Source organism: Frigoribacterium sp. PvP121, assembly GCF_017833115.1.
Classification (GTDB): domain Bacteria; phylum Actinomycetota; class Actinomycetes; order Actinomycetales; family Microbacteriaceae; genus Frigoribacterium; species Frigoribacterium endophyticum.
The window spans coordinates 1,632,014-1,655,556 of record NZ_JAFIBR010000001.1 but is presented as its reverse complement, the minus strand read 5'-3'; the positions used below and the strand labels follow the sequence as shown (position 1 = coordinate 1,655,556).

The window sequence follows — 23,543 nt, the reverse complement described above, 5'->3', positions numbered from 1 at the left end:
ACACGGCGACCCGGCCGGGCGACCGCCCGCCGGGCACGGCGACGGCCCCCGTGCAGGCTGCACGGGGGCCGTCGGGGCGTGCCCCGTCCCGACCCGAACGGGACGGGGCACGCGGGGTGCTACGCCCTCCTCGACCGGACGGCCCGGCGCACCCGGGCTGCGGTGAGCAGCCCCAGGCCGAGCAGGAGGAGGCCGGCACCCGCGGACGCCCACCCGAGGGCGTCCTGTCCGGTGAAGGCGAGGCCGGACGACCCCGCCACGATCGGCGCGGGCGAGGCGCCGCCGGGCTGGCCCGGCGTGCCCGGCTGGCCGGGGGCCCCGGGCTGGCCCGGCGTGCCCGGCTGCCCGGGCAGGCCCGGGAACCCGGGCTGGCCCGGCGTGCCCGGCTGACCAGGCGTGCCCGGCTCGCCCGCCTGGCCCGGCTCGTCGGCCGCGACGACGCTGAAGCCGGTCGTCACGGGGTCGCCCGTGGCGCCGTCGACGGTCTGCGCCGCGGAGACCACGTGGTCGCCGACCGGCACGTCCGCGAACGCGACGGTCCAGGCGCCGGTGTCCGGGTCGGCCGTCACGGTCGCCGTCCGGTCGTCGTCGAGGACGACCGTGACGAGCGCGCCCGGCTCGGCCGAGCCCGACACCGTCACCGGGGCCGTGCCCGCGGCGCCGGCCGGGAGCTGCGCCCCCGCCGCCGGGTCGTCGATGACGACCGGCGCGACCGCGGCGATCACGAGGCCCTGCGAGACGACGCTCGTGACCCCGTCGACGACCTGGGTGGCGATCACCTGGGTCGCCCCGACGGGCACCGCCCGGAAGGGCAGCGTCCACCGGCCGGCCTCGTCGACCACGACGCTCTGGTCACGGCCGGCGACCTGGACGACGACCACGGCGCCCGGCTGGCCCGTGCCCGAGACCACGACGTCCTCGAGCCCGTCGCCGTCCGCGTCGCGGATCAGCTCGTCGGGGGCCGGGGCCGTGATGGTCAGGGTGCCGACCGCGGCGGCCGGGGCCACCGAGAACGAGACGGTCTCGGGGGCGGAGGTCGCGCCTCCCACGGTCTGGGTCACCGCGACGGCGTGCTGGCCGGAGGCCAGCGCGGCGAGGGGCAGCTCCCACGTGCCGCCCGCCGTGACCTCGAGGGCGACGGGGTCGCCGCCGTCGAGCACCAGCGAGAGGGAGGCGCCGGGCTGCCCGGTGCCCCGGACGAGCACGTCCGCGACGCCGTCGGTGCCTCCCGGCACGACGTCGCCCTGGGCGGGCGAGCTGATCCGGAGCGGCGCGACCGTGGCGGCGGGCGCCACCGTGACGGGCACGGTGACGCTGCCGACGACGACGCCGCCCTCGGACTGCTCGACGGTGATCACCTGCGACCCGACCGTGACTCCCGGGACGACGACGGTGAAGTCGCCCTCCGGGCTCACCTGGCCGGTGGCCCCGACGCCGGCGCCGAGGTCGACGGTCACGACCGCGCCCGGCTGGCCGGTGCCCGTGACCGTGAGGTCGACGGTGCCGTCGCCGTCGGCGTCGACCACGAGCTGGCCGGCGGCCGGCGAGGTGACGACCAGGGGCGCGACCGGCACGGTCGGCGCCGGGTCGACCACGAACCGGACCTCGACCGGGGCCGTGGCCCCGCCCGCGACGACCTGGCTGGCCGAGGCGAGGTGCACGCCGGGGCGGACCTCGACGCTCACCTGCCACGCGCCGCGGGCGTCGGCGGTGACCGTCACCGGGTCGTCGCCGTCGAGCGAGACCGACACGGGCGCGCCCGGCTCGGCCTGGCCGCGCACGACCACGGCGGCCGTGCCGGCCCCGTCGACGACGAAGCGCTCGTCGGTGGTCGGCGACGTGATGACCACGGCCGCCGCGACCACGACCTCGAACTGCGAGGTCACCGGCTGCGAGTCGACCCCGCCGACGGTCTGGACGACCGACAGCTCGTGGGTCCCGACCGCGAGGGCCGGGAGGGGCAGGGACCACCGGCCGTCCGCCCCGGTCGTCACGGTGACGGGGTCGCCGCCGTCGAGCGAGACGCGCACCGGTGCACCCGGCTGCGCCGCGCCTCCGGCGGTCAGGTCGGCGGTGGAGGCGGCCGTCGCGACGGTCGTGCTGCTGCCGTCGAGGGGGGCCGTGACCGACACGGGCGTCGCTGCCTGCACGACCAGCGTGCGGGTCACGGGTGCGGTGAGCACGCCGTCGAGCCGCTCGGAGACCGAGAAGACGTGCGTGCCGACGCCGACCGCGAGGAAGGTGGTCGCCCACCGACCGGTCGTCGAGTCGGCCGAGACCGTCTGGCTCCGGTCGCCGTCGAGACCGACCACGACGCTCGCGCCAGGCTCGGCGGTGCCGAAGACCAGCACGTCGGTGGTCGCGGCGTCGTCGACGACCACGACGGGCCGGTCGGCCCGCGGCGTCTCGACCACGACGGCGGCGGCGACGACGACCGTGAGCGGCTGCTCGACGGGCAGCGTCGTGCCGGCCGGCACGGTCTGCGTGACGCTGACCACGCGGTCACCGACGGGCACGCCGGCGACGTTCACCGAGAACGAGCCGTCGACGCCGACCGTCCCCGTGCCGACGAGGCCGTCGCCGAGGTCGACCGTGACCGACGCGCTCGGCTGGGCGGAGCCGGCGACGACGACCGTGGTCGTCGCGCCCGCCGTGGGCACCGTCACGACCGTGCCCGCGGGCGGCGTCGTGATGACGACCGGGGCCGCGACGGCGACCGTCAGGTCGACGACCACGGGAGCGGAGGTCGAGCCGTCGATCGTCTGCGTGACCGTGACCGTCGTGCCGCCGACGGGGAGGTCGACGGGCCCGGTGGTCCAGCTGCCGTCGGCGCCGACCGGGAGGTCGACGGTGCGGCCGTCCCCGAGGTCGACGGTGACCGTCGCCCCGGGCTGGGCCTCGCCGCGGACCGTCACCGGTGCGCTGTCGCCGGGGGCGAGCACGACGACGGTGTCGCCGTCGGCGGGCTGGTCGACCGAGACGGGCTCGGCGAGCGCGACCGTGAGGGGCTGCGCGACGGGGGCGTTGGTGACCCCGTCACGGACCTGGCTCACGGTCACGGTGCGGTCGCCGGCCGGGACGTCGGCGACGGTGACGATCCAGGCGCCCGTCGTCGGGTCGGCGGTGGCGACCTCGACCAGGCCGTCGCCGAGGTCGACGGTGACGGTCGCGCCGGGCGCCGCCGTCCCGCTCACGACGACGTCGGCGGTGCCCGACGGGTCGGCGGTGGTGACCACCGCGCCGGCGGCCGGGGCCGAGACCACGACCGGGGCGAGGGCGACGACCCTGAGGAGTCGCCGGTCGGGCGCCGAGGTCCGGTCGCCGACCGTCTGGGTCACCGAGACGGTGCGGTCCCCGGCGGGGACGCCGGCGATGACGGCCGACCAGGTGCCGTCGCCGGACGCCCGCACGGTGCGGACGAACCCGTCGCCGAGGTCGACGCGGACGGTCGCGCCGGCCTGCGCACGGCCCGAGACGGTCACGTCGGCGGTTCCGTCGGCCGTGGGCACGGTGACGACCTCTCCGTCGGCCGGCGACTCGACGAGGAGGGCGGCGGCGGGCACCACGGAGAAGTCGCGGGTGACGGGCGCCGAGACGGCGCCGTCGAGCGACTGCGTGACCGAGGCCCGGTAGGCCCCCACCCGGAGGTCGGCGAAGCGGACCGACCAGGTGGTCGACTGGCCGAGGTCGGCGGTCAGCACGCGGCCGTCCCCGAGGTCGACCCGGACGACGGTGCCCGGCTGAGCGGTGCCGCTCACCGTCACGTCGGCCAGGTCGGCGGCGGTCAGGACCGCCACCTGCTCGGCGGGGGCCGGCGCGGCCACGACGACCGGGGCGGCCGCGGCGACGACGAGCGGCTGGGTGACGGGGGTCGTGACGACCCCGCCGAACCGCTGCACGACCGAGATGGTGGTCGTGCCCACGGGCACGTCGGGCACGGTGGCCGTCCACGCCCCCTCGGCGTCGGCGGTGACGACGACCGGCGGGAGGCCGCCGACGGTCACCGTGACCTCGGCGTCGCCCTCGGCGGTGCCGCTGACGACGACGTCGGTCGTGGCCGCGGCGTCGATGACGACGAACGGCGTGCCGGCCTCGGGCGCGGTCAGGACGACGCCGTCGGCGACGACGACGGAGAAGTCGCGGGTCACGGGGTCGGAGCTGCCCGCGGGCACCGTCTGGACGACGCTCGCGGTGTGCTCCCCGACGGGGACCCCGGGGACGGTGACGGTGAAGCCGCCGTCGACGCCGACCGTGCCGGTGCCGGTGTGGCTCGTGCCGTCGTCGTCGACCACGACGACCTCGACCGAGGCGCCGGGCTGGGCGGTGCCGACCACGACGACGTCGGCGGTGCCGCCGGCCGTCGGGACGGTGTACGAGGCGTCGACGTCGGGCACCGTGACCACCACGGGGGCGGCCACGACGACGGAGACGTCGGCGGTGACGGCGGCGGAGACGCGGCCGTCGACCGTCTGGGTGACGGTGGCGGCGTACTCGCCGACGCCGACGCCCGGGAACGTCGTCGTCCAGGAGCCGTCGACGTCGTCGGCGACGACCGTCCGGGTGCCCGCCGCGCCGAGGTCGACGGTGACCGTCGCCCCCGGGTCCGCGGAGCCCGAGACGGTGACGTCGGTGGTGTCGCCGGCCGCGATCAGCGGCACGACCGTGCCGTCGACCGGCTCGTCGAGGACGAGGGCGTCGGCGACCGCGACGAGGACGGGGCGGGTCTCGGGGGCCGAGGTCGCGCCTCCCACCGTCTGCGTGACGACGAGCTCGTAGCGGCCGGCGGGGACGCCGGGCACGACCGTGCTCCACGCGCCCTGGTCGTCGGCCTGCACCTCGACGACGCGGTCGCCGCCGAGGCTGACCCGCACCGTGGCGAGGCGCTCGGCCGTGCCCGAGACGGGCACGTCGACGACGCCGGCGGGGTCGACGAGGGTGGCGACGAGCTCGTCGGCCGGCCGCTCGACGACCAGGTCGCCCGCGGCGCGGACGGTGAGGTCGACGGTCACGGGCGTCGAGGTCGTGCCGCCGACCGTCTGGACGACGCTGACGACCTGGTCGCCGACGGGCACGCCCGGCACGGTGACCGACCAGCGGCCCTCGCCGTCGGCCCGGGTCGGCACCGTGGTGCCGGCCAGGGTCACCGTGACCACGGCCTGCGGCTGGGCCGTGCCCGAGACGACCACCGAGGCGGTGGCGTCGGCGTCGATCACGACGACGTCGTCCGCGCCCGTGGGCTCAGCGACGACGACGGGGGCCCCGGCCACGATCTGCAGCAGCTGCGTGACCGGGGTCGACGTGGCTCCGCCGACGACCTGGACGACGCTGATCTCGCGGTCGCCCACGGTGACGTCCTCGACGAGGAGCGTCCAGGTGCCGGTGCCGGGGCCGCCCTCGGTGCCGGTGGCGGTGACCGTGCGGGCGGGCAGGTCGCCCAGCTGCACGACGACGTCGACGCCCGGCGCCGAGGTGCCGCTGAGCGTGACGTCGGTCACCGAGCCGGCCTCGGCCAGGACGACGGGGACGCCGGCCTGCGGGGTGGCGATGGTGACGGGCGGGGCGGCCGCGACCGTGAGGGTGCGCTCGTCGGCGGCGGAGGTCGTGCCGCCGACCGTCTGGGTGACGCTGACCACGTGCACCCCGACCGGGACGCCGGCCACGTCGACCGACCAGGCGCCGGTCGCGTCGTCGGCGTCGGTCGAGACGACCCGGTCGTCGCCGAGGTCGACCCGGACGCGGGCTCCGGGCTGGGCGGTGCCGGTCACGGTGACGACCGCGCGGGCGGCGGCGTCGGGGACGGTGACCGTCGCGTCGCGCTGCGGGTCGAGGACGACGAGCGGAGCTCCGGCCTCGACGGTGAACTCGACGGTCTCGGGGGCCGAGACCAGGTCGCGGAGCGACTGGGTCACGACGACCTCGTGGACTCCGGTGCGGACGCCCTCGAGGACGGTCGACCAGTCGCCCGACGCGGGGTCGGCCTGGACGGTCGCGGTGGCCGTCCCGTCGAGCACGACGGTGACGGTCGCGCCGGGCGCCGCGGTGCCCGAGACGGGCACGCTCACCGTCGCCTCGTCGTCGACGACCACGATCGGGTCGCCGCCGGGCTCGACGACGTCGAGGTCGGGCAGGGCCACGACCTGGAACGTCGTCGTCGCGGGGACGGTCGACGTGGTGCCGCCGACCGTCTGCACGGCGGTGACGGTGGCGCTGCCCGCCCCGACGGGGAAGGTCGTCGACCAGGTGCCGTCGTCGGCGACCACCTGGCGGACGACGCCGCCGAGGGCGACGTCGACCGTCGCGCCGGGCTCGGCCCGGCCGGTGACCGTGACGGTGGCCGGCAGCTGCGAGCCGAACGCCTCGACCACGGAGCCGGCGACGGGCGCGTCGACGGTGACGGGCGCGCCGGCCTGCACGGTCAGCTGCGCCGTCTGCGGCAGGGAGGTGCGGCCGCCGAGGGACTGGACGGCCGTGATCTGGTGCGTGCCCACGGGCACGTCGTCGAAGTCGGCCGACCAGGCTCCCCCGGCGGCGGTCACCGTCACGGTGACGCCGTCGAGCGTGACCGCCACCGAGGCCCCGGCGGCGGCGGTGCCGCGGACGGTGACGGCGGTCGTGGCGAGCTCGTCGGCCAGGGTCACGGCGTCGGGCGTCGTCACGGCGAGGGGCGACGCTGTGACCGAGAAGGTCGCCGGGCCGGCGTCCTGGCTCGTGCCGCCGAGCAGCTGGGTGGCGGTGACCTCGTGGTCGCCGACCGGCACGGCCTGCAGGAGCTGGCTCCACGCGCCGGCGCCGTCCGCGACGGTCCGACCCACGAGGGCGCCGTCGAGGCTGACCTCGACCGTCGCCCCGGCGGCCGCACGGCCCTGCACGAGGACGTCGGACACCCCCGCGGCGTCGAGCACGACGTAGTCGGGGTCGCCGAGGGGCGTGTCGATCACGAGGTCGTCCGCGCGCTCGATGCGCACGACGACGGTCTCCGGGGTGGTCGACGTCGAGCCGCCGACGGTCTGGGTCGCGCTGACGGTGAGCGGCCCGACCGGCAGCCCGGTCAGCACGGCGCTCCACGCGCCGGCGCCGTCGGCGGTGACCGGGGCGGGGGCGTCGCCGACGGGCTCGTCGTCGGCGTCGGTGACGGAGAGGGCGACCACGGCGCCGGGCGCCGCCGTGCCCGTGACGGGCACCGACGCGGTGCCCGGGCCGACGATCCGCACGGGGTCGTCACCGTCGGCGGGCGAGACGACGACGAGGGGCTCGGCCGCGACCACCTGGAACGTGGTGGGGGCCGCCGAGAGCGTCTGACCGCCCTGCACCTGCCGGGCGTCGACCGTGTGCGTGCCGACGGCCAGGCCCGTGACGGTCGCCTCCCACAGCGCGCCGTCGCGGGTGACGGGCCCGACGACCCCGCCCGACACCGTGACGGCGACGGGGACGCCGGCGACGCCGGTGCCGCGGACCACGACCGACGTGCGGCCGGCCGTGTCGGCCACCGTGAGGCGGCTGCCGGTGGCGGGGGCGGTGATGACGACGAAGCCGCCCTGCTCCACGACGACGACGCGGGTCGTCGCCGAGGAGGTGCTGCCGTTCACCGTCTGCGTGGCCGCGACCTCGTAGCTGCCGATCGGCACGCCGGCCACGTCGACGCTCCAGGTGCCGACCGCTGTCGCGGTGACTCGTGCCGTGCGCCCGCCGCCGAGGTCGACGAGCACGGCAGCGCCGGGATCGGCCGTGCCGGTGACCGGGACGGTCGCCGTGCCGGTCGCGCCCGGCACGTAGTAGACGGTCTGGTCGGCCGGGCCGGTGATCTCGATCGGCTCGCCGACCTCCACCGTGAGCGGCTGGGTCACGCGCGGGGAGGTGACGCCGCCGACGACCTGCGTGGCGCCGAGCGTGTACGTGCCCTCGGGCACGCCGGTGATCGTCGCCGTCCACGCTCCCGTGGTCGGGTCGGCGACGGTGGAGGCGAGGAGGGCGCCGAGGCCGACCTGCACCGCGGCGCCGGGGTCGGCGCGGCCGGTGACGACGACGTCCGCGACGTCGCCCGCCTCCGCCACGGCGACGACCGCGCCGGGGGTCGGCGAGTCGATCAGGAGCGGGGCGCCCGCGACCACGGAGATCGGCCGCGTCTGCGCCGGCGACGTCGTGCCGCCGATCGACTGGGTCGCCGTCAGGGTGCGGCCGCCCACGGGCACGGCCTCGAAGGTCGTCGACCAGGTGCCGTCGACGGCGACGACGGTCTGCGTCGGCAGCCCGGTGCCGAGCGAGAGCGAGACCGTGGCGCCGACCGCGGCGGTGCCGGAGACGGGCACGGTGGTGACCGAGCCCGCAGCGGGCACGCGGAACTCCTGGCCGACCGTGGGGGCGTCGACCACGAGGGGCGCGCCCGCCGTGACGGTGAGCGCCCGGGTGACCGGGCTCGAGACGACGCCCGCGACGGTCTGGGTCACGCTCACGGTGCGCTGCGGACCGACCGGCACGCTCTGGATCGTCACGGTCCAGTCGCCCTCGGCGTCCGCCGTCGTGGTCGCGAGGTGTCCGTCGCCGAGGTCGACGCGGACGGGGGCTCCGGGCTCGGCCGTGCCGGTCACGGTCACCGGGGTGACGGAGCCGGCGTCGGCGAGGGTGATCACGGCGCCGTCGTCGGGCGTGGTGATCGCGACGCCCTCGGCGGCCTCGATCGTGACGTCCGTGGTCAGCGGGGCGCTGGTGGCGCCTCCCACCGTCTGCGTGGCGGAGACGGGGTAGGCGCCGACGGGCAGGGCGGTGAAGACCGTCGACCAGGTGCCGCCGGCCGCGACGGTCGCGGTCTGCGTGCGGTCGCCGGGGAGGGCGACCGTGACGGTCGCGCCGGGCTGGCCGGTGCCGCTCACGGTGACGTCACGGGTGGAGTCGGCACCGGGCACGCGCAGGACGGTGCCGGGCGTCGGGGCGGTCAGGGCGAGCGCGGTGCCCGCCTGCACGCTGAAGGCCCGCGTGACGACGGCGGAGGTGTCGCCGCCGAGCGACTGCGTGACGGAGGCGGTGTACGAGCCGACGGGGACGCCGTCGACGGTGGTCGTCCAGCTGCCGTCGGGGCCGACGGTGGCGGTCGCGGTGCGCCCGCCACCGAGGTCGATCGCGACCGCGGCGCCGGGGGTGCCGGTGCCCGCCACGACGACGGGGGTCGTCGACGCGCCGTCGAGCACCGTGTAGACCCGGCCCGCCGTCGGGCTGGTGACGACGAGGGGCTGCTGCGCGACGACCACGAAGGCGCGCGTCTGCGTGCCGGTCACGGTGCCGCCGACGGTCTGCGTCACGGTCGCCTGGTACTGGCCGGCGGGCACGGCGGCGACGGGCACGCTCCAGGTGCCGTCGCCCGCCACGGTCGCGGTGCCGGTGAGGGCCGGGGCACCCGCCACGGGGGCGGGCACGCTGACCCGCACGGTCGCGCCGGGCTCGCCGGTGCCGGTGAGCGTCACGGTCCGGGTGGCCCCGGGCGTCGCGGCGACGACGAACTGCTGGCCGGGGGCGGGGGTCTGCACGGTGAGGCCGACGAACGCGGCGGCACGGGCCGTCGAGGTCGCGAGGTCGACGCGGAGCCCGCCCGCGAGCGCGGGCAGGACGGTGAGGCGGACGGCGTGGACGCTGCGCGAGCCGGCGTCGGTGCCGCGGGGGTCGCGGAAGCCGGGGGCGTCCTGCGCGTTGATCGTGACGCCGGCGAGCTGGCCGAGCACGGCCGTGAGGGGCGAGAGGGCGAGCAGCGTCGCGCCGGTCACCGTGGTGATCGCCGTGGTCGTGCCCGTGAGGCCGGCGCCGGTGACGAGGGGCGAGTAGACCGCGCCGACGGCGGGCAGCAGCGTGCCGGTCACGACGGGCACGACGACCCCGCGCAGGAGGGGCCGGACGAGGACGGTGTCCAGGGCGCCGGTGCCCGTGACCGAGACCGCGGAGGCGGGGGTCGTGCCGGCGAGGAGCTGGCCGATGGTCGTGTCGACGGTCGCGGTCAGGCCCGCGACGCGCACGGGCGGCAGGATCCCGGTCTTCAGCTGGACGTCGGTGGTCAGGCCGACGCGGACGGCGGTGGCCTTGACGGCCCGGTCGACGGCGGCCGTCAGGTTCGTCGGCAGCTGGACGTCCAGGATGTCGGCGATGCCGTTCGTGATGGCCGTGACCCGCTGGGTCGTCAACAGCTCGCTGTTCGGGCCGAGGTTGTTGAGCGCACCCACGTCGATGACGACCTGGCCGGTGCTCGGGGTGATCGTCACGGGGCCGGAGGTGAGCGGCTTCGCGAGCTCGGCGGCGACGGTGGAGTCGAGGTCGACGGTGGCGGTGGCGGTCACGGCCGTGCCGTCGAGGCTGACGACGCCCCCGAGCCCGAGGGTGCTGAGGGCCGAGGCCAACGGGGCGACCACCCCGGTGGTCGCACCGGCCAGACCCGTGGTGCTCGTGGCTCCGTTGATGCCCGTGCTGACGCCTCGGAGGCTGGTCTGCAGCTGCCCGGTGAGCGCGGAGACCGCGGGGCTCGTCATCGTGTAGCGGGCGCCCGCGACCTGGTAGGCGGTGCTGACGTCGGAGCCGGCGGCGGTGCGCGTCTCGGTGATCGACGACGACAGCGCGCCGAGGCCGAGGGTGACGTCGCTGACGACGCCGCTCGCGGCCGGCACCCGACCGAGCAGGGGCGTCAGGTTCAGGGTCGCCCCGGTGCCGGGAGCGCCGCTGCCGACGGCGATGGCCCCGTTCGCGCCGACGGCGCCGGCGCTCGCGTAGGCGCCGGTCGGCGTCGTGCTCGCGTACTGACCGGCGACGCCGAGCTTCAGGATGCCGTTCTGCCCGAGGAGGTCGACGGGGCCGAGGCCCACCTGGAGGGCGTTGAGGGCCTGGACCGACAGGCCCTTGTCCACCACCCCGCCGGTGCCGGCCGCACCCGTGGCGGAGTACGCGCCCTGGAGCTGCACGATGCTGTCGAGGCCGACGATGCCCGAGCCGCTCAGCAGGGAGGCCTCGGCCTCGCTGACGTCGGTCGTCGCGGCCTGCGCCGGGACGACCGCGAGGGCGCCGACGACGGCCGCGATGGCCGCGGTCGCCGCGATCCTGAGCCCGAGGGCCTTGCTGAGGGTGCGCTCGCGGGTGCTGCGCTCCGCCACATGACGTCGCATGTGCGTGCCTCTTCCTGGCGGGACTGACCCGCCGCCTGATCCGGAACCCCCGCTGGTGAGACGGGAGGGGTGCGTGTGTTCAGTTGTGGTTCGGGTGTTCGGGTGTTCGGGTGTTCGGGCCGTCGCCGATGAGCCCCTGCGGGCACGACGAAGAGGCGAGCGGCCTAGCGCGGGGTGCGCGGGGTCGTTCGCCTGCGGGTGGTGCTGACGTGCCGTGGTGAGGGGCTCATCGTCCTGATCCTGACGGTCGGGCGGCTGCGGTGCCGCACGGTCGGCGGACCGCCCTGGTGAGGGGCGGACCGGCACGGTGGTGAGCCGTGCCGACGAGGTGGTGGGTCTCGTCGTGACGTCATCCTATGCAGAGGGCGCGAAGCTGAACATCCCTCCGTTGCCCCCATCCCGGGGGGCAGGTGTCCCCCGACCGAGCGGTCTGCCCCACGACGTCCGGGCCTCCGCGCTCTTTGCACACCCCGCAATGTCCCCCGCACCCCGTCGCGCCGCGCCCCTGCGCCGCGCCCCGTCGCGCCGCAGGGGCGGCGGCGCCCCCCTCGGGATCGCGACCCGCTCATCCCGTCGCGCCCCCGCACCGCGCACGTCGCGCCGCAGGGGCGGCGGCGCGAGAAAAAAGGAAGACTCCCCACGCACCCGCCAGAGCCAGGTTGCCCTTGCTGCGTTTCCGCCCTGGGGGAGTTGGCCTGGATGACGCCACGTGGGGAGCCTCGAGAAGTTTAGCGGCTCCTGAGCGGCTCCGGCGACACGGGGCGTTCGATGGGGGCATGAGAATCGTCATCGCCGGAGGACACGGCAAGATCGCCCAGCTCCTCGAACGCCGCCTCGCCGACGCCGGGCACGACCCCGTCGGCATCGTCCGCAACCCCGACCACACGGCCGACCTCGAGTCGGCGGGGGCCCGTGCCCTCGTGCTCGACCTCGAGCAGACCGACGTGCAGACCCTCGCCGGGCACCTCGACGGGGCCGACGCCGTCGTCTTCGCCGCGGGAGGCGGCGGCGGGAGCGGTGCCGAGCGCAAGCTCACCATCGACCGTGACGGCGCCGTCCTGCTCGCCGACGCCGCGGAGGCCGCGGGCGTCCCGCGGTACGTGATGGTCTCGGCCATCGGCACCGACGACTTCGACCCGGAGAAGGCCCAGCTGCCCGCGGAGGACGACGACGCCGTCTATCAGGTGTACATGCGCGCGAAGAGCGAGGCCGACGCCGACCTCCGCGCCCGTGACGGCCTCGACTGGACCATCGTGCGCCCCGGGGGCCTCACCGACGACGCCGGCACCGGCCAGGTCACGGTGGGCACCACGGTCGAGCGCGGCACCGTGCCCCGGGCCGACGTCGCCGAGGTCATCGCCACCGCGATCCTCGAGGGCACGGCCGTGAAGACGCAGTTCGAGCTCGTCTCCGGCGAGACGCCCGTCTCCGACGCGCTCGCCACGATCAAGTACTGACCCGGCCCACGCCTCCCCCACGACGGGAGGCCGGCCCCCTGCACGACGAGAGGGACCAGCAAGGCGCGACCCGCGCCTGGCTGGTCCCTCTCGTCGTCGGGTCGGTCAGCTGAGCGCCGCGGCCTGACGTGCGATCTCGAGCTCCTCGTTCGTCGGCACGACGAGCACCGAGACGGCGGCGCCCTCGGGCGAGATGAGCCGCGCCTCGCGGGAGGACAGCTCGTTGCGGTCGTCGTCGACGCGGATGCCGAAGAAGTCGAGGCCGGCCAGCGTGCGTCGTCGCAGCAGGGCGTTGTTCTCGCCCACGCCGGCGGTGAACACGACGGCGTCGAGCCCGCCCAGCTGGGCGACGTAGGCGCCGACGTAGTGCCGGATCCGGTGTCGGTAGACGGCGAGCGCCGCCTCGGAGACGGCGTCTCCGCGCGACGCGCTGTCCTGCACGTCGCGCATGTCGCCGCTGCCGGTGAGGCCCAGCAGGCCGCTCTGCTTGTTGAGCAGGGTCTCGAGCTCGTCGAAGCCGAGTCCGGCCTCGCGGTGCAGGTGGAAGACCGCGGCCGGGTCGATGTCGCCCGAGCGGGTGCCCATCACGAGGCCCTCGAGCGGGGTCATGCCCATGCTCGTCTCGACCGAGCGGCCCCCGTCGATCGCTGCGACCGACGCCCCGTTGCCGAGGTGCAGCACGATGATCTTGAGCTCGGCGAGCGGCCGCCCGAGGAAGGCCGCCGTCGCCTCGGAGACGTACTTGTGCGACGTGCCGTGGAAGCCGTAGCGGCGCACGTGGTGCTTCGACGCCAGCTCGGCGTCGATCGCGTAGGTGTACGCGGCGGGCGCGAGCGTCTGGTGGAAGGCGGTGTCGAAGACGGCGACGTGCGGCACGTCCGCGAAGGCCTCCTTCGCGGCGCGGATGCCCTGCAGGTTGGCGGGGTTGTGGAGGGGCGCGAGGGCCGAGAGGCGGTCGATCGCGGCCTCGACGTCGTCGGTGACGACCGTGGCCCGGTCGAACTCCTCGCCGCCGTGCACGACGCGGTGGCCGACCGCCACGGGCGGGTGCTCGTCGAACGACGGGCCGTGGTCGCGGAAGGCGTCGAGCATCGCGGCGAAGCCGGCGGCGTGGTCGGCGACGGGGGCGGAGTCGCTGCTGGTCTCCTCCCCCGTGAGGTGGTTGCGGTGCTTCGTCGACCCGGTGGCCTCGCCGATGCGCTCGACCAGGCCGCTCGCGAGGGTGGCCTCGCCGTCGAGCTCGATCAGCTGGTACTTGAACGACGACGATCCGGAGTTGACGACGAGGACTGCGCTCACGGGGTGTTCCCTTCTGCGGGGGCGGGGGTGGAGGCGGTGGTGACGGGGGCGGGCAGGGCCGCGACCGCGGGGTCGGCGGTGACCCGCGCCTCCGCGGCGGGGGTCCCGGCCTGGATGGCGGTGATCGCGACCGTGTTGACGATGTCGCTGACGAGGGCTCCGCGCGAGAGGTCGTTGATCGGCTTGCGGAGCCCCTGGAGGATCGGGCCGATCGCGACCGCTCCGGCGCTCCGCTGGACGGCCTTGTAGGTGTTGTTGCCCGTGTTGAGGTCGGGGAAGATGAACACCGTCGCCCGGCCGGCGACGTCGGAGTCGGGCATCTTCGCGGCGGCGACCGTCGGGTCGGCGGCCGCGTCGTACTGGATCGGGCCCTCGACGAGGAGGTCGGGGCGGCGCTCGCGCACGAGGGCGGTCGCGGCGCGCACCTTCTCGACGTCGGCGCCCGAGCCGCTGTCGCCGGTGCTGTAGCTGAGCATGGCCACGCGGGGCTCGATGCCGAACTGCTCGGCCGTCTGCGCCGACGAGATGGCGATGTCGGCCAGCTGCTCGGCCGTCGGGTCGGGGATGACGGCGCAGTCGCCGTAGACGAGCACCCGGTCGGCGAGCGCCATGAGGAAGACGCTCGACACGACGCCGACGTCGGGCAGCGTCTTGATGACCTCGAAGGCCGGGCGGATGGTGTGGGCGGTGGTGTGGGCCGCGCCGGAGACCATGCCGTCGGCGAGCCCGAGCTTGACCATCATCGTGCCGAAGTACGAGACGTCGGTGACGGTGTCCATCGCCATCGCGGCCGAGATGCCCTTGTGGGCGCGCAGCCGCGCGTACTCCGTCGCGAACTGCACCTGGAGGCTCGGGTCGAACGGGTCGAGCACCCGCGCCTCGGCGAGGTCGAGGCCGAGCTCGGCCCCGCGGGCGCGGACGGCGGTCTCGTCGCCGAGCAGCGTGAGCTTCGCGACGTTCCGCTGCAGCAGCGACGACGCGGCGCGGAGGATGCGGTCGTCGTCGCCCTCGGGCAGCACGATGTGCTTCGCGGCGCCGCGGGCGCGCTCGAGCAGCTGGTACTCGAACATCAGCGGCGTGACGACGCCCGACGGGCTCACCTGCAGCAGGCGGAGCAGCTCGGCGGCGTCGACGTGGCGCTCGAACAGGGCGAGAGCGAGGTCGTACTTGCGCGGTGAGTCGGCGGCGAGGCGCCCGCGCGTCTGCGTGATCGCGAGCGCGGTGTCGTAGGTGCCCAGCTCGTTGCGGGCGACCGGGAGCGAGCTGCCGAGGCCCTCGAGCAACAGGTCGACCTGGGGCGCGAGGTCGAAGCCGCCGTTGAGCACGATCCCGGCGAGCGAGGGGAAGGTCTCCGAGGCGTGGGCGAGCACCGTGGCGACGAGCACGTCGGACCGGTCGCCCGGCACGACGACGACGGCGCCCTCGGTGAGGCGGGGCAGCACGTTCTCCATCGACATGGCCGCCACGACCACGCCGACCGCCTCGCGGTCGAGCAGGGCGTCGTCGCCGCGGACGAGCGTCGCGCCGGTGGCCGCCAGGACGGCGCGGACGGTCGGAGCCACGAGGAGGCGGTCCTCCGGCAGCGCCCAGACGGGCACCCGGCCGCCGGGTGCGGTCTCGAGGGCCGAGCCGATGCCTCCGACGACCTCGTCGAGCCGGTCGGGGTCGACCCGGTTCGCGACGACGGCGAGGAGGCTGGCGTGCTCGCTGCGGAGCTCTGCGGTGGTGACCTCGGCGACCTGGCGCATGTCGATGCCGGTGCGGGCCGCGGTGCCGTCGGCGGTGCGGCCGCCGAGCACGAGCAGCACCGGGGCGCCGAGGTTGGCCGCGACCCGCGCGTTGAACGAGAGCTCGGTGGGGCTGCCGACGTCGGTGTAGTCGGAGCCGATCACGACGACGGCGTCGCACTGGCGCTCGACCGCGGCGAAGCGGCTGACGATGGTCGCGAGCGCGGCGTCGGAGTCACGGTGCACGTCGTCGTAGGTGACGCCGACGCACTCGTCGTAGGCGAGGTCGACGCTGTCGTGGGCGAGCAGCAGCTCGAGCACGTAGTCGCGTTCGTCGGTGGAGCGCGCGACGGGGCGGAACACCCCCACCCGGCCCACCTCGTGACCGAGCGTGTCGAGCACGCCGAGCGCGATCGTCGACTTGCCGGTGTGGCCTTCTGCGGACGTGATGTAGATGCGGGTCGACACGGCCCTCAGCCTACGACCGGCCGGCTCCGAGCCGCCGGTGAGGCGGGGGTCGGCACGGAGCGGAGGCGGACACCGGAGCGCTCAGCGGGGCAGGCGCGGGCTGTCCGGGTTCATCAGCGAGTGGCGGCGGCCGTAGCCGAAGTAGACGACGAGGCCGACGACGAGCCAGACGCCGAAGCGCAGCCAGGTCTCCCAGTGCAGCTGGGCGATCAGGAAGCCGCTGGCGAGGACGCCGAACGCGGGCACGAAGGGCATGAGCGGGAGGCGGAAGGTGCGGGGCGCCTCCGGCTTGCGGTACCGGAAGACGATGACGGCGACGCAGACGACGACGAACGCGGCGAGGATGCCGATGTTCGTGAGGTCGGCGACGGCCCGGATCGGGAAGACGCCCGCGAGCAGGGCGGACGCGATGCCCGCGATCCACGTCACGCGCTGCGGGACGCCCTTGCGGTCGGTGCGGGCGAACCAGCCGGGCAGGAGGCCGTCGCGGCTCATCGAGAACCAGACCCGCGTGACGCCGAGCAGGAAGGTGAGCATGACGGTGAGGATGGAGATGACGGCGAAGACCGAGATGATCGTGGCCACGACCGGCAGGCCGACGCTCGTGAACGCCGACGCGAAGCCGGCGGCCGGGTCGATCTCGCGCCAGTCCTGCATGCCCGTGAGCACCAGGGTGGCGGCGACGTAGAGGATCATCGCGATGATCAGCGAGAGAACGATCGCCTTCGGCATGTGCTTCTTGCCGTCGACGCTCTCCTCCGCGGCGGTGCTCATCGCGTCGTAGCCGAACACCGCGAAGAACACGGTGGGGGCGCCGGTGAACACCGGGCCGAACCCGTTGGGCACGAACGGAGAGAAGTTCTCGGCGTTCAGGTGGAAGAGCCCGAGGCCGATGATGAAGAGCACGAGCAGCACCTTGATGCCGACGGCGACGATCTCGAACCGGCCGAAGGCCTTCGAGCCCCGGCTGAGGATGAACGTGACGAGCAGGCAGACGACGATGGCGGGCAGGTTGACGACGCCGCCCTCCCCCGCGTCGGGCGTCGAGGCGATCGACGCCGGGAGGTCGAGGCCGAGACCGGAGAGGAACGCGTCGAAGTACCCGGAGATGCCGATCGCCACGACCGCGACGATGGCGACGTACTCGAGCAGGAGGTCCCACCCGATGAACCAGCCGACGATCTCGCCGAGGGCGACGTACCCGTAGGTGTAGGCGGAGCCGGCGCGGGGCACCATGCCGGCGAACTCGGCGTAGGAGAGCGCGGCGGCCGCGCTGGCGAGCCCGGCGATCAGGAACGAGAACAGCACGGCCGGCCCGACACCGGGGTTCGCGTCGTCGCCGTGGGCCACGAGGCCGGCGAGCGAGAAGATGCCGACCCCGATGATCCCGCCGACGCCGATGGCGGTCAGCTGCCAGAGCCCGAGGCTCTTGAAGAGGCCCGTGCCGCTCGTCTCGTCCTCGATCTCGAGAACGGGCTTCTTGCGGAGCACGGACCGTGACGCGTCCTTCGGGGCCATGACGATCTCCTCCTGCGCGCACGCCGTCGTGCGCGGTCGGTCCGGTGGGACGGGGTGCCGCCCCGCGACCGACCCTATCGAGCCCGGGGGGCTCAGGAGTAGTCGTGCTGCCGGGGCCTGGCCCTGTCTCCCGCGCCGCGGGATCCGTATGATCACCTCATGGCCCCGGCACGCAAGGCACGCACCGCGACGTTCCGTCGCGGTGACGCGCTGGTGCGCGCCGAGGCGTCGACGCGACTCGAGGGCGGTCGACTGTCGGACGCGCAGAGAGCTCTGATCACGCTCTACCGTGACGGTCAGGTCTCCGGGTCATCGGTGATGAAGGCCGCGCGGGAGAACGGCCGGAAGGCCTGACCACTGTGGACCCGTACCTGGACCCCGAGACGTGGGTCCTCGTCAACGAGTACGGCATCCAAGACCGGGCAGAGCTCCGCGAGGTCGAAGACGGCGTGGCGGGAGCGGCCATGGCCACCCTGTCCGACGCGAGCCTCCCCGGCGAGTACGGGTGGGCGTTGCTGTCGGAGATCCATCGGCTCCTCTTCCAGCACGTCTACGCCTGGGCTGGCTCGCGACGCACCGTCGGCATCGCCAAGGACCAGGCCTCCCAGTTCATGCCTCCGGAGTTGATCGACGAAGAGCTCGAATCGATCGCGCTCGAACTCGCTGAGTTCCCCGCGGACGCCACCAGGCCACAGCTCCTGGCGTTCCTGGTCTCGGCGTACCGGCGGCTCAACCACGCTCATCCGTTCCGTGAGGGCAACGGACGGACCCAGCGGGCGTTCTGGGAGCTCTTCTGCCGTGAGTACGGCTACGCGCTCCGGTGGGATCGCGTCGAGAAGGAGGAGAACGACTCGGCGTCGCGTGACGCCGACAGGGGCCACTTGGGACCGCTCACTCGCATGCTCGACAGGATCCTCGTCGCCGAGGAGTGACCAGCCCGGGGGCTCAGGAGTAGTCGTGCTGCGCGACGCCCATGGAGCGGTAGACGAAGCCGTCGTCACTGGTGGTGTCGGTGTCGAGCTCCCAGTTGAGGTCCTCGCCGTCGTCGGCGCCGGGCCGCATGACGCTCTTCTGCGGGAGGCCGTCGATGTAGGCGAGCTGCTCGGAGGAGACCTCGGCGCCGTCTTCGCCGATGAAGGATGCGGTGTAGGTGTCGTCGCTCATGAGCCGAACCTACGCGTGACGCGGGCGACGTGACCGGCCGCACCGCGCCTCCTAAGCTCGTCGCATGCTGATCCGCACCGCGACCGAGGCCGACCTGCCGGGCGTGCTCGAGATCCACGCCCACGCCGTGGCCCGCTCGACCGCCATCTTCACGGAGGTGCCGCCCGACCTGCAGGGTCGACGCGACTGGCTGGCCGCGCACCGCGAGCCGGGGCGCAGCGCGATCGTGGCGGTGGAGGGCGACCTCGTCGTCGGCTACGGCAGCGTCGGGCCGTTCCACGCGAAGCCCGGCTACCGCCACACGGTCGAGAACAGCGTGTACGTGCGCGAGGGCCACCAGGGCCGCGGCACCGGGCGGGCCCTGATGGAGTCGCTGATCGCGTCGTCGAGGGAGGCCGGCCACCACGTGATGGTCGCCCTGGTGGAGGCGGGCAACGAGGGCTCGGCCCGGCTGCACCGGTCGCTCGGCTTCGAGGACGCGGGCCTGCTGCGCGAGGTCGGCACGAAGTTCGGCCGCTGGCTCGACCTCCGCTACATGACCCTCCGCCTCGACGACGCCCCCGCCGACCCCGCCCCCTGACCCGCCCGATCGCGCAGGCGGCGAACTCACGCATTCCCGACGGATCGCGGAGGCGGCGAAGCCGCCCAGCGCCCCTCCGGTGCGGCGGCGAAGCCGCCCGCACCAGCGCCGAGAGGCGCCAGACAAGCACAGAGCGACGAATGGCCCTCCCGTACGGGAAGGCCATTCAGTCGCGGAGGATAGGGGATTCGAACCCCTGAGGGCTTGCACCCAACACGCTTTCCAAGCGTGCGCCATAGGCCACTAGGCGAATCCTCCTGAGGTGAGCACGGTGAGACCGGCGCACGACCTCGTCAATGGTAGCGGACGCGGAGGGGTGCTGCGGACGGTCCGGGCGTCGTCCGCGCGTAGCATCGTCGGATGGACTCCCCCGCCTCCTGCCGCGTCGACGCCTGGCTGTGGGCCGTGCGCGTGGTGAAGACCCGGTCGGCCGCGACGACCGCGTGCCGGGCGGGGCACGTGCGGGTCAACGGCGAGCGCGTCAAGGCCGCGCAGGCCGTCCGGCCGGGCGACGAGGTGCGGGTGCGCCTCGGGGGGCTCGAGCGGGTCCTCGTCGTCCGCCAGTGCCTCGTGAAGCGGGTCGGCGCGCCGGTCGCGGCCCTGGCCGTCACCGACCTCACGCCGCCTCCCCCGCCGCGCGAGGAGGTCGCCGCGGTGCCGGTGCGCGAGCGCGGGGCGGGGCGGCCGACGAAGCGCGAGCGGCGAGAGCTGGAGCGCCTCCGCGACCGCTGAGCCGGAGCCCGGGGCGGGCGCTGCGGGGGCTCGACCCGCGACTCCCCCCGTTCGCGGGCTGCCCGCTCTGGGGTGCCGTGACCGCACCGCCCGGTGCGGTCGGGGAGGGCTGATCCCGTAGGCTCGGAGCTGCACGAAGGACTGTCAGGGGTGGCGGTCCTCCTCCGCGGGCGGGGGCGTCGTCGTGCCGCACAGGGGGACGGGATGAGGGCTGGCGTCGCACGCGACGACTTCGAGGCGTACGCCCTGCCGCGCGCCTCCGTCGCCCGCACGGCCGTGCTCACGGCCGTCTTCGGCCTCGTGCCCGTCGTGCTCGCCCTGCTCTGGCTGACCCGCGGCACGGCCCACTGGCCGGCGGTGATCTGGGCGGCCGACGTCGCGGTCGTCGTCGGGCTGATCTGCTACTGGCGGTACAGCGTCTCGTTCGTCGGGGTCACGGCCGACGAGTTCATCAAGCGCGGCTGGCTGCCCGGGTTCGTCCGGCTCCGCCGCGAGCGCATCGCGGCGGTGGTCGTGGTGCGCACCTACCGCTCCGACTCGGTCGACACGGTGCCCCAGCTCTTCGCGACCGACGCCGACGGCGCCCCGCTCTTCCGCATGCGCGGCACGTACTGGTCGGAGGAGGCGATCGCCCTCGTCGCCGAGACGCTCGGCTCGCCGACCACGACGGTGCCGAAGCCCCTCTCGTTCAGCGAGCTCTACCGCCAGTACCCGGGCAGCCGCTCGTGGTACGAGGGCCGGCCCGTGCTCGCCGCCCTCGCCGTCGTGGTCGTCTTCGCCCTCGCCGCCGGCGGCCTCACGGTGCTCTGGGGCGTGCTCTCCGGCTCGTGACCGCGTGCCCGTCGGGTCAGCGGCGGCGCAGCGTGCCGAAGATGCCCTTCACCACCTCGCGGACGACCGCCCGCCCGGCCGACGAGCCGAGCACGTCGTCGAGCAGCCCGCCGTCGTCGCGTCCGGAGCGGGAAGTGCGCGAGCCGCCGGAGGCGCGGGTCGAGCCCGTGCGCCGCTCCCGCCGCGACGCGGTCGCCTCGGCCCGCTCGAACTCGCGCTGCTGACGGTCGTACTCGGCCTGCGTCGCTGCCTGCTCGGCCTCGCGCTCCTCGCGGGCGCGGTCGGCCGCGGCCGCCGCGTCGAGCTTCCGGGCGAGCATCTCGCGGGCGGAGTCGCGGTCGACGGCGGTGCCGTAGACGGCGGTCAGCGGCGAGGCCGCGACGTCGGCCGCCATCTCGTCGGCGGGGGTCGGGGCCATCGAGCCGCGTGGGGCGCGCAGGCGGGTCCAGGCGACCGGGCTGGGGGCGCCGCGCTCGCTCATCACCGTCACGACCGCCTCCCCCGTGGCGAGGCTGGTCAGCACCTCCGCAAGGTCGTAGTCGCTCGTCGGGTAGGTCGACACGGTCGCGCGGAGGGCCTTGGCGTCGTCGGGCGTGAAGGCCCGCAGCTGGTGCTGGATGCGCGAGCCGAGCTGCGCGAGGACGTCGCCGGGCACGTCCTTCGGGGTCTGCGTGACGAAGACGATCCCGACGCCCTTCGAGCGGATCAGCCGCACCGTCTGCGTGACCTGCGCGAGGAAGTCCCGCGACGCGTCGCGGAACAGCAGGTGGGCCTCGTCGAAGAAGAAGACGAGCTTCGGCAGCGCGACGTCGCCCACCTCGGGCAGGTCGTTGTAGAGGTCGGCGAGCAGCCACATGAGGAAGGTGGAGTAGAGCACCGGGCGGTCCTGCACGCCGGGCACCTCGAGCAGGCTGACGACGCCGCGGCCGTCGGCGGCTGTGCGGAGGAACTCCGCCGTGTCGATCTCGGGCTCGCCGAAGAACCGGTCGGCGCCCTGGTCGGCGAACGCGACGAGCTCGCGGAGGACGACGCCGACGGTCGCGGTGCTGAGGCCGCCGAGGTCGGCCAGCTCGGCCTTGCCCGCGGGGCTGGCCAGGTGGGTGAGGACGCTCCGCAGGTCGGCGAGGTCGACGAGGGGCAGCCCGGCGCGGGCGGCCCAGTGGAAGACGAGGCCGAGGCTCGACTCCTGGGTGTCGTTGAGGCCGAGCACCTTGCTGAGCAGGAGGGGCCCGAAGCCGCTGACGGTGGCCCGAACGGGCACGCCCGTGCCGACGCCGCCGAGAGCGAAGAACTCGGTCGGGGCGGCCTCGGGCGTCCAGTCCTGCCCGATGCCCTCGGTGCGCTCCAGGAGCGCGTCGCTCGGGGCGCCGGGGCGGGCGATGCCCGAGAGGTCGCCCTTCACGTCGGCGGCGAACACCGGGACGCCCGCGGCCGAGAGCTGCTCGGCGAGCACCTGCAACGTGCGGGTCTTGCCGGTGCCGGTGGCTCCGGCCACGAGGCCGTGCCGCGTCAGCATGCCGATCGGCACCCGCACGGGCACGTCGGGCCGGGCCTCGCCGTTGACGAGGGCGCCGATCTCGAGCACGGGGCCGGTGGACGCGTAGCCGCGGCGGACCTGGTCGACCGCGGACTCGCTGAGCGGGCCCGCGGGCGGGGTCGGCGTGTCGACGGGCGCAGCAGGCGCGGGTGCTGCAGGCGGGGCGGCCGGAGCGGGCGGGGCGGGCGGGGTGGCCGGGCCGTCGGGCGTCGCGCCGCCGGCAGCCTCCGCCTCGAGCGCCAGCACCCGGGCGCGCGCGACGGCGGCGTCCGCCGCGGCACGGGCGGCGGCGGCCACGGCCTCCGCCGCCTCGGCCTCCGCGCGGGCCCGCGCGAGCTCGTCGCTCACGACGTCACCGCCGCGCGGTCGCCGCGGTGCTGCCAGGCCCAGCCGAGGCCCCGCACGCGCTCCTGCTCGGCGAGCAGCCGGTGGGCCACCGGCGCCCACAGCACGACCGCCACGCCCGCGCCGATCAGCAGGCCGCCGACCGTGTCGGTGAGCCAGTGCGCCCCGAGGTACGTCCGGCTGAGGAGCATCGCCACGGTGTAGACGACGCCCGCGACCCAGACCCAGGCGCGCCGCAGGATCACCCCGAGCACGACGGCGAGCGTCGCGGCGTTGGCCGTGTGCCCCGACGGGAACGATCCGTAGTCGCTCACCACGAGGATCTCCTCCGGCCGCGCCCGCCCGAAGGTGTGCTTGATCACCTGCACGACGCCCGCGCTGAGGGCGCACGACGCGATCCAGTACAGGGCCGCCCACGGCCGACGCCGCAGCAGCAGCACGGCCCCCACGCCGAGCGGCACGACGAACACCCCGATGACCCCGGCCCCGATCACGTTGAAGACGAGCGCCGGCGCCTGCCAGAACGGGCTGCGGTGCTCGACGAGCTCGCCCATGAACTCCTCGTCGATTCCGAGGCTGCCGGCCCGGGCCGTGATGACGACGCCGAGCAGCAGCACGACCCCGATGGCGCCGAGGGCGCTCACCACCCACCACCGGCGCTGCACGCGGCGGGCGACCCGTTCCTCGGCGGGGGTCGGCGGCTTCGGCGAGAGCGGGTCGGTCGTCATCCCCAGAACGTACCGGGGAGTCGCG

Annotated in this window: 13 protein-coding genes, 1 tRNA gene and 1 other RNA gene; 6 read left to right on the top strand and 9 right to left on the bottom strand. The window is 75.2% G+C overall.

Annotated features, from left to right (window positions below; genetic code table 11):
- Positions 1 to 119: 119 nt before the first annotated feature.
- Positions 120 to 11,132, bottom strand: coding sequence for a hypothetical protein (locus JOE43_RS07730; RefSeq protein WP_209516646.1), 11,013 nt, complete (start codon positions 11,130 to 11,132; stop codon positions 120 to 122).
- 625 nt (positions 11,133 to 11,757) lie between these two features.
- An RNA gene (gene ffs / locus JOE43_RS07725) (signal recognition particle sRNA small type) lies at positions 11,758 to 11,854 on the bottom strand.
- 54 nt (positions 11,855 to 11,908) lie between these two features.
- On the opposite strand from ffs, the gene JOE43_RS07720 reads away from it, so the two are divergent.
- Positions 11,909 to 12,589 carry an SDR family oxidoreductase gene (locus JOE43_RS07720; RefSeq protein ID WP_209516643.1) on the top strand — a complete coding sequence of 227 codons (681 nt, stop codon included), beginning with the start codon at positions 11,909 to 11,911 and terminating at the stop codon, positions 12,587 to 12,589.
- A 105-nt stretch (positions 12,590 to 12,694) separates the two neighbouring features.
- Here JOE43_RS07720 and JOE43_RS07715 read toward each other — a convergent pair whose 3' ends face one another.
- From JOE43_RS07715 to JOE43_RS07705, 3 genes are all read right to left on the bottom strand, one after another.
- Positions 12,695 to 13,888: an acetate/propionate family kinase gene (locus JOE43_RS07715; protein WP_209516639.1), complete on the bottom strand. Its 1,194-nt coding sequence runs from the start codon at positions 13,886 to 13,888 to the stop codon at positions 12,695 to 12,697.
- On the bottom strand, positions 13,885 to 16,083 hold the full coding sequence (gene pta / locus JOE43_RS07710) for a phosphate acetyltransferase (protein ID WP_209516636.1): 2,199 nt from the start codon (positions 16,081 to 16,083) through the stop codon (positions 13,885 to 13,887). Before pta ends, JOE43_RS07715 begins: the two co-directional genes overlap by 4 nt.
- Before the next feature lie 81 nt (positions 16,084 to 16,164).
- Positions 16,165 to 17,601 (bottom strand): amino acid permease, encoded by a 1,437-nt coding sequence (locus JOE43_RS07705; protein WP_209516633.1) that lies wholly within the window; start codon positions 17,599 to 17,601, stop codon positions 16,165 to 16,167.
- 159 nt (positions 17,602 to 17,760) lie between these two features.
- Between JOE43_RS07705 and JOE43_RS07700 the strand changes: the two genes are divergently transcribed.
- Positions 17,761 to 17,955 (top strand): hypothetical protein, encoded by a 195-nt coding sequence (locus tag JOE43_RS07700; protein WP_209516630.1) that lies wholly within the window; start codon positions 17,761 to 17,763, stop codon positions 17,953 to 17,955.
- A 5-nt stretch (positions 17,956 to 17,960) separates the two neighbouring features.
- Positions 17,961 to 18,533, top strand: a complete 573-nt coding sequence (locus JOE43_RS07695; protein ID WP_209516627.1) for a Fic family protein — start codon at positions 17,961 to 17,963, stop codon at positions 18,531 to 18,533.
- A 13-nt stretch (positions 18,534 to 18,546) separates the two neighbouring features.
- Here the strand turns inward: JOE43_RS07695 and JOE43_RS07690 are convergent, their stop codons facing one another.
- Positions 18,547 to 18,765 carry a hypothetical protein gene (locus JOE43_RS07690; protein WP_056053120.1) on the bottom strand — a complete coding sequence of 73 codons (219 nt, stop codon included), beginning with the start codon at positions 18,763 to 18,765 and terminating at the stop codon, positions 18,547 to 18,549.
- Between the two features lie 64 nt (positions 18,766 to 18,829).
- On the opposite strand from JOE43_RS07690, the gene JOE43_RS07685 reads away from it, so the two are divergent.
- Complete coding sequence (locus JOE43_RS07685) at positions 18,830 to 19,345, top strand: GNAT family N-acetyltransferase (RefSeq protein ID WP_209516624.1); 516 nt, start codon at positions 18,830 to 18,832, stop codon at positions 19,343 to 19,345.
- A 173-nt stretch (positions 19,346 to 19,518) separates the two neighbouring features.
- Here the strand turns inward: JOE43_RS07685 and JOE43_RS07680 are convergent.
- A tRNA-Ser gene (locus JOE43_RS07680) sits at positions 19,519 to 19,603 on the bottom strand.
- A gap of 102 nt (positions 19,604 to 19,705) precedes the next feature.
- Between JOE43_RS07680 and JOE43_RS07675 the strand changes: the two genes are divergently transcribed.
- Complete coding sequence (locus tag JOE43_RS07675) at positions 19,706 to 20,077, top strand: RNA-binding S4 domain-containing protein (RefSeq protein WP_209516621.1); 372 nt, start codon at positions 19,706 to 19,708, stop codon at positions 20,075 to 20,077.
- Between the two features lie 204 nt (positions 20,078 to 20,281).
- The gene (locus tag JOE43_RS07670; RefSeq protein ID WP_209516618.1) at positions 20,282 to 20,908 is read left to right on the top strand and encodes a hypothetical protein; all 627 of its coding nucleotides are present in this window, start codon (positions 20,282 to 20,284) and stop codon (positions 20,906 to 20,908) included.
- A 16-nt stretch (positions 20,909 to 20,924) separates the two neighbouring features.
- Here the strand turns inward: JOE43_RS07670 and JOE43_RS07665 are convergent, their stop codons facing one another.
- Together JOE43_RS07665 and JOE43_RS07660 are read right to left on the bottom strand one after the other, a co-directional pair.
- A complete protein-coding gene (locus JOE43_RS07665; protein WP_209516615.1) occupies positions 20,925 to 22,793 on the bottom strand; it encodes a helicase HerA-like domain-containing protein in 1,869 nt (622 codons plus the stop codon).
- The gene (locus JOE43_RS07660) at positions 22,790 to 23,518 is read right to left on the bottom strand and encodes a phosphatase PAP2 family protein (protein ID WP_245187126.1); all 729 of its coding nucleotides are present in this window, start codon (positions 23,516 to 23,518) and stop codon (positions 22,790 to 22,792) included. Before JOE43_RS07660 ends, JOE43_RS07665 begins: the two co-directional genes overlap by 4 nt.
- Positions 23,519 to 23,543: the final 25 nt, after the last annotated feature.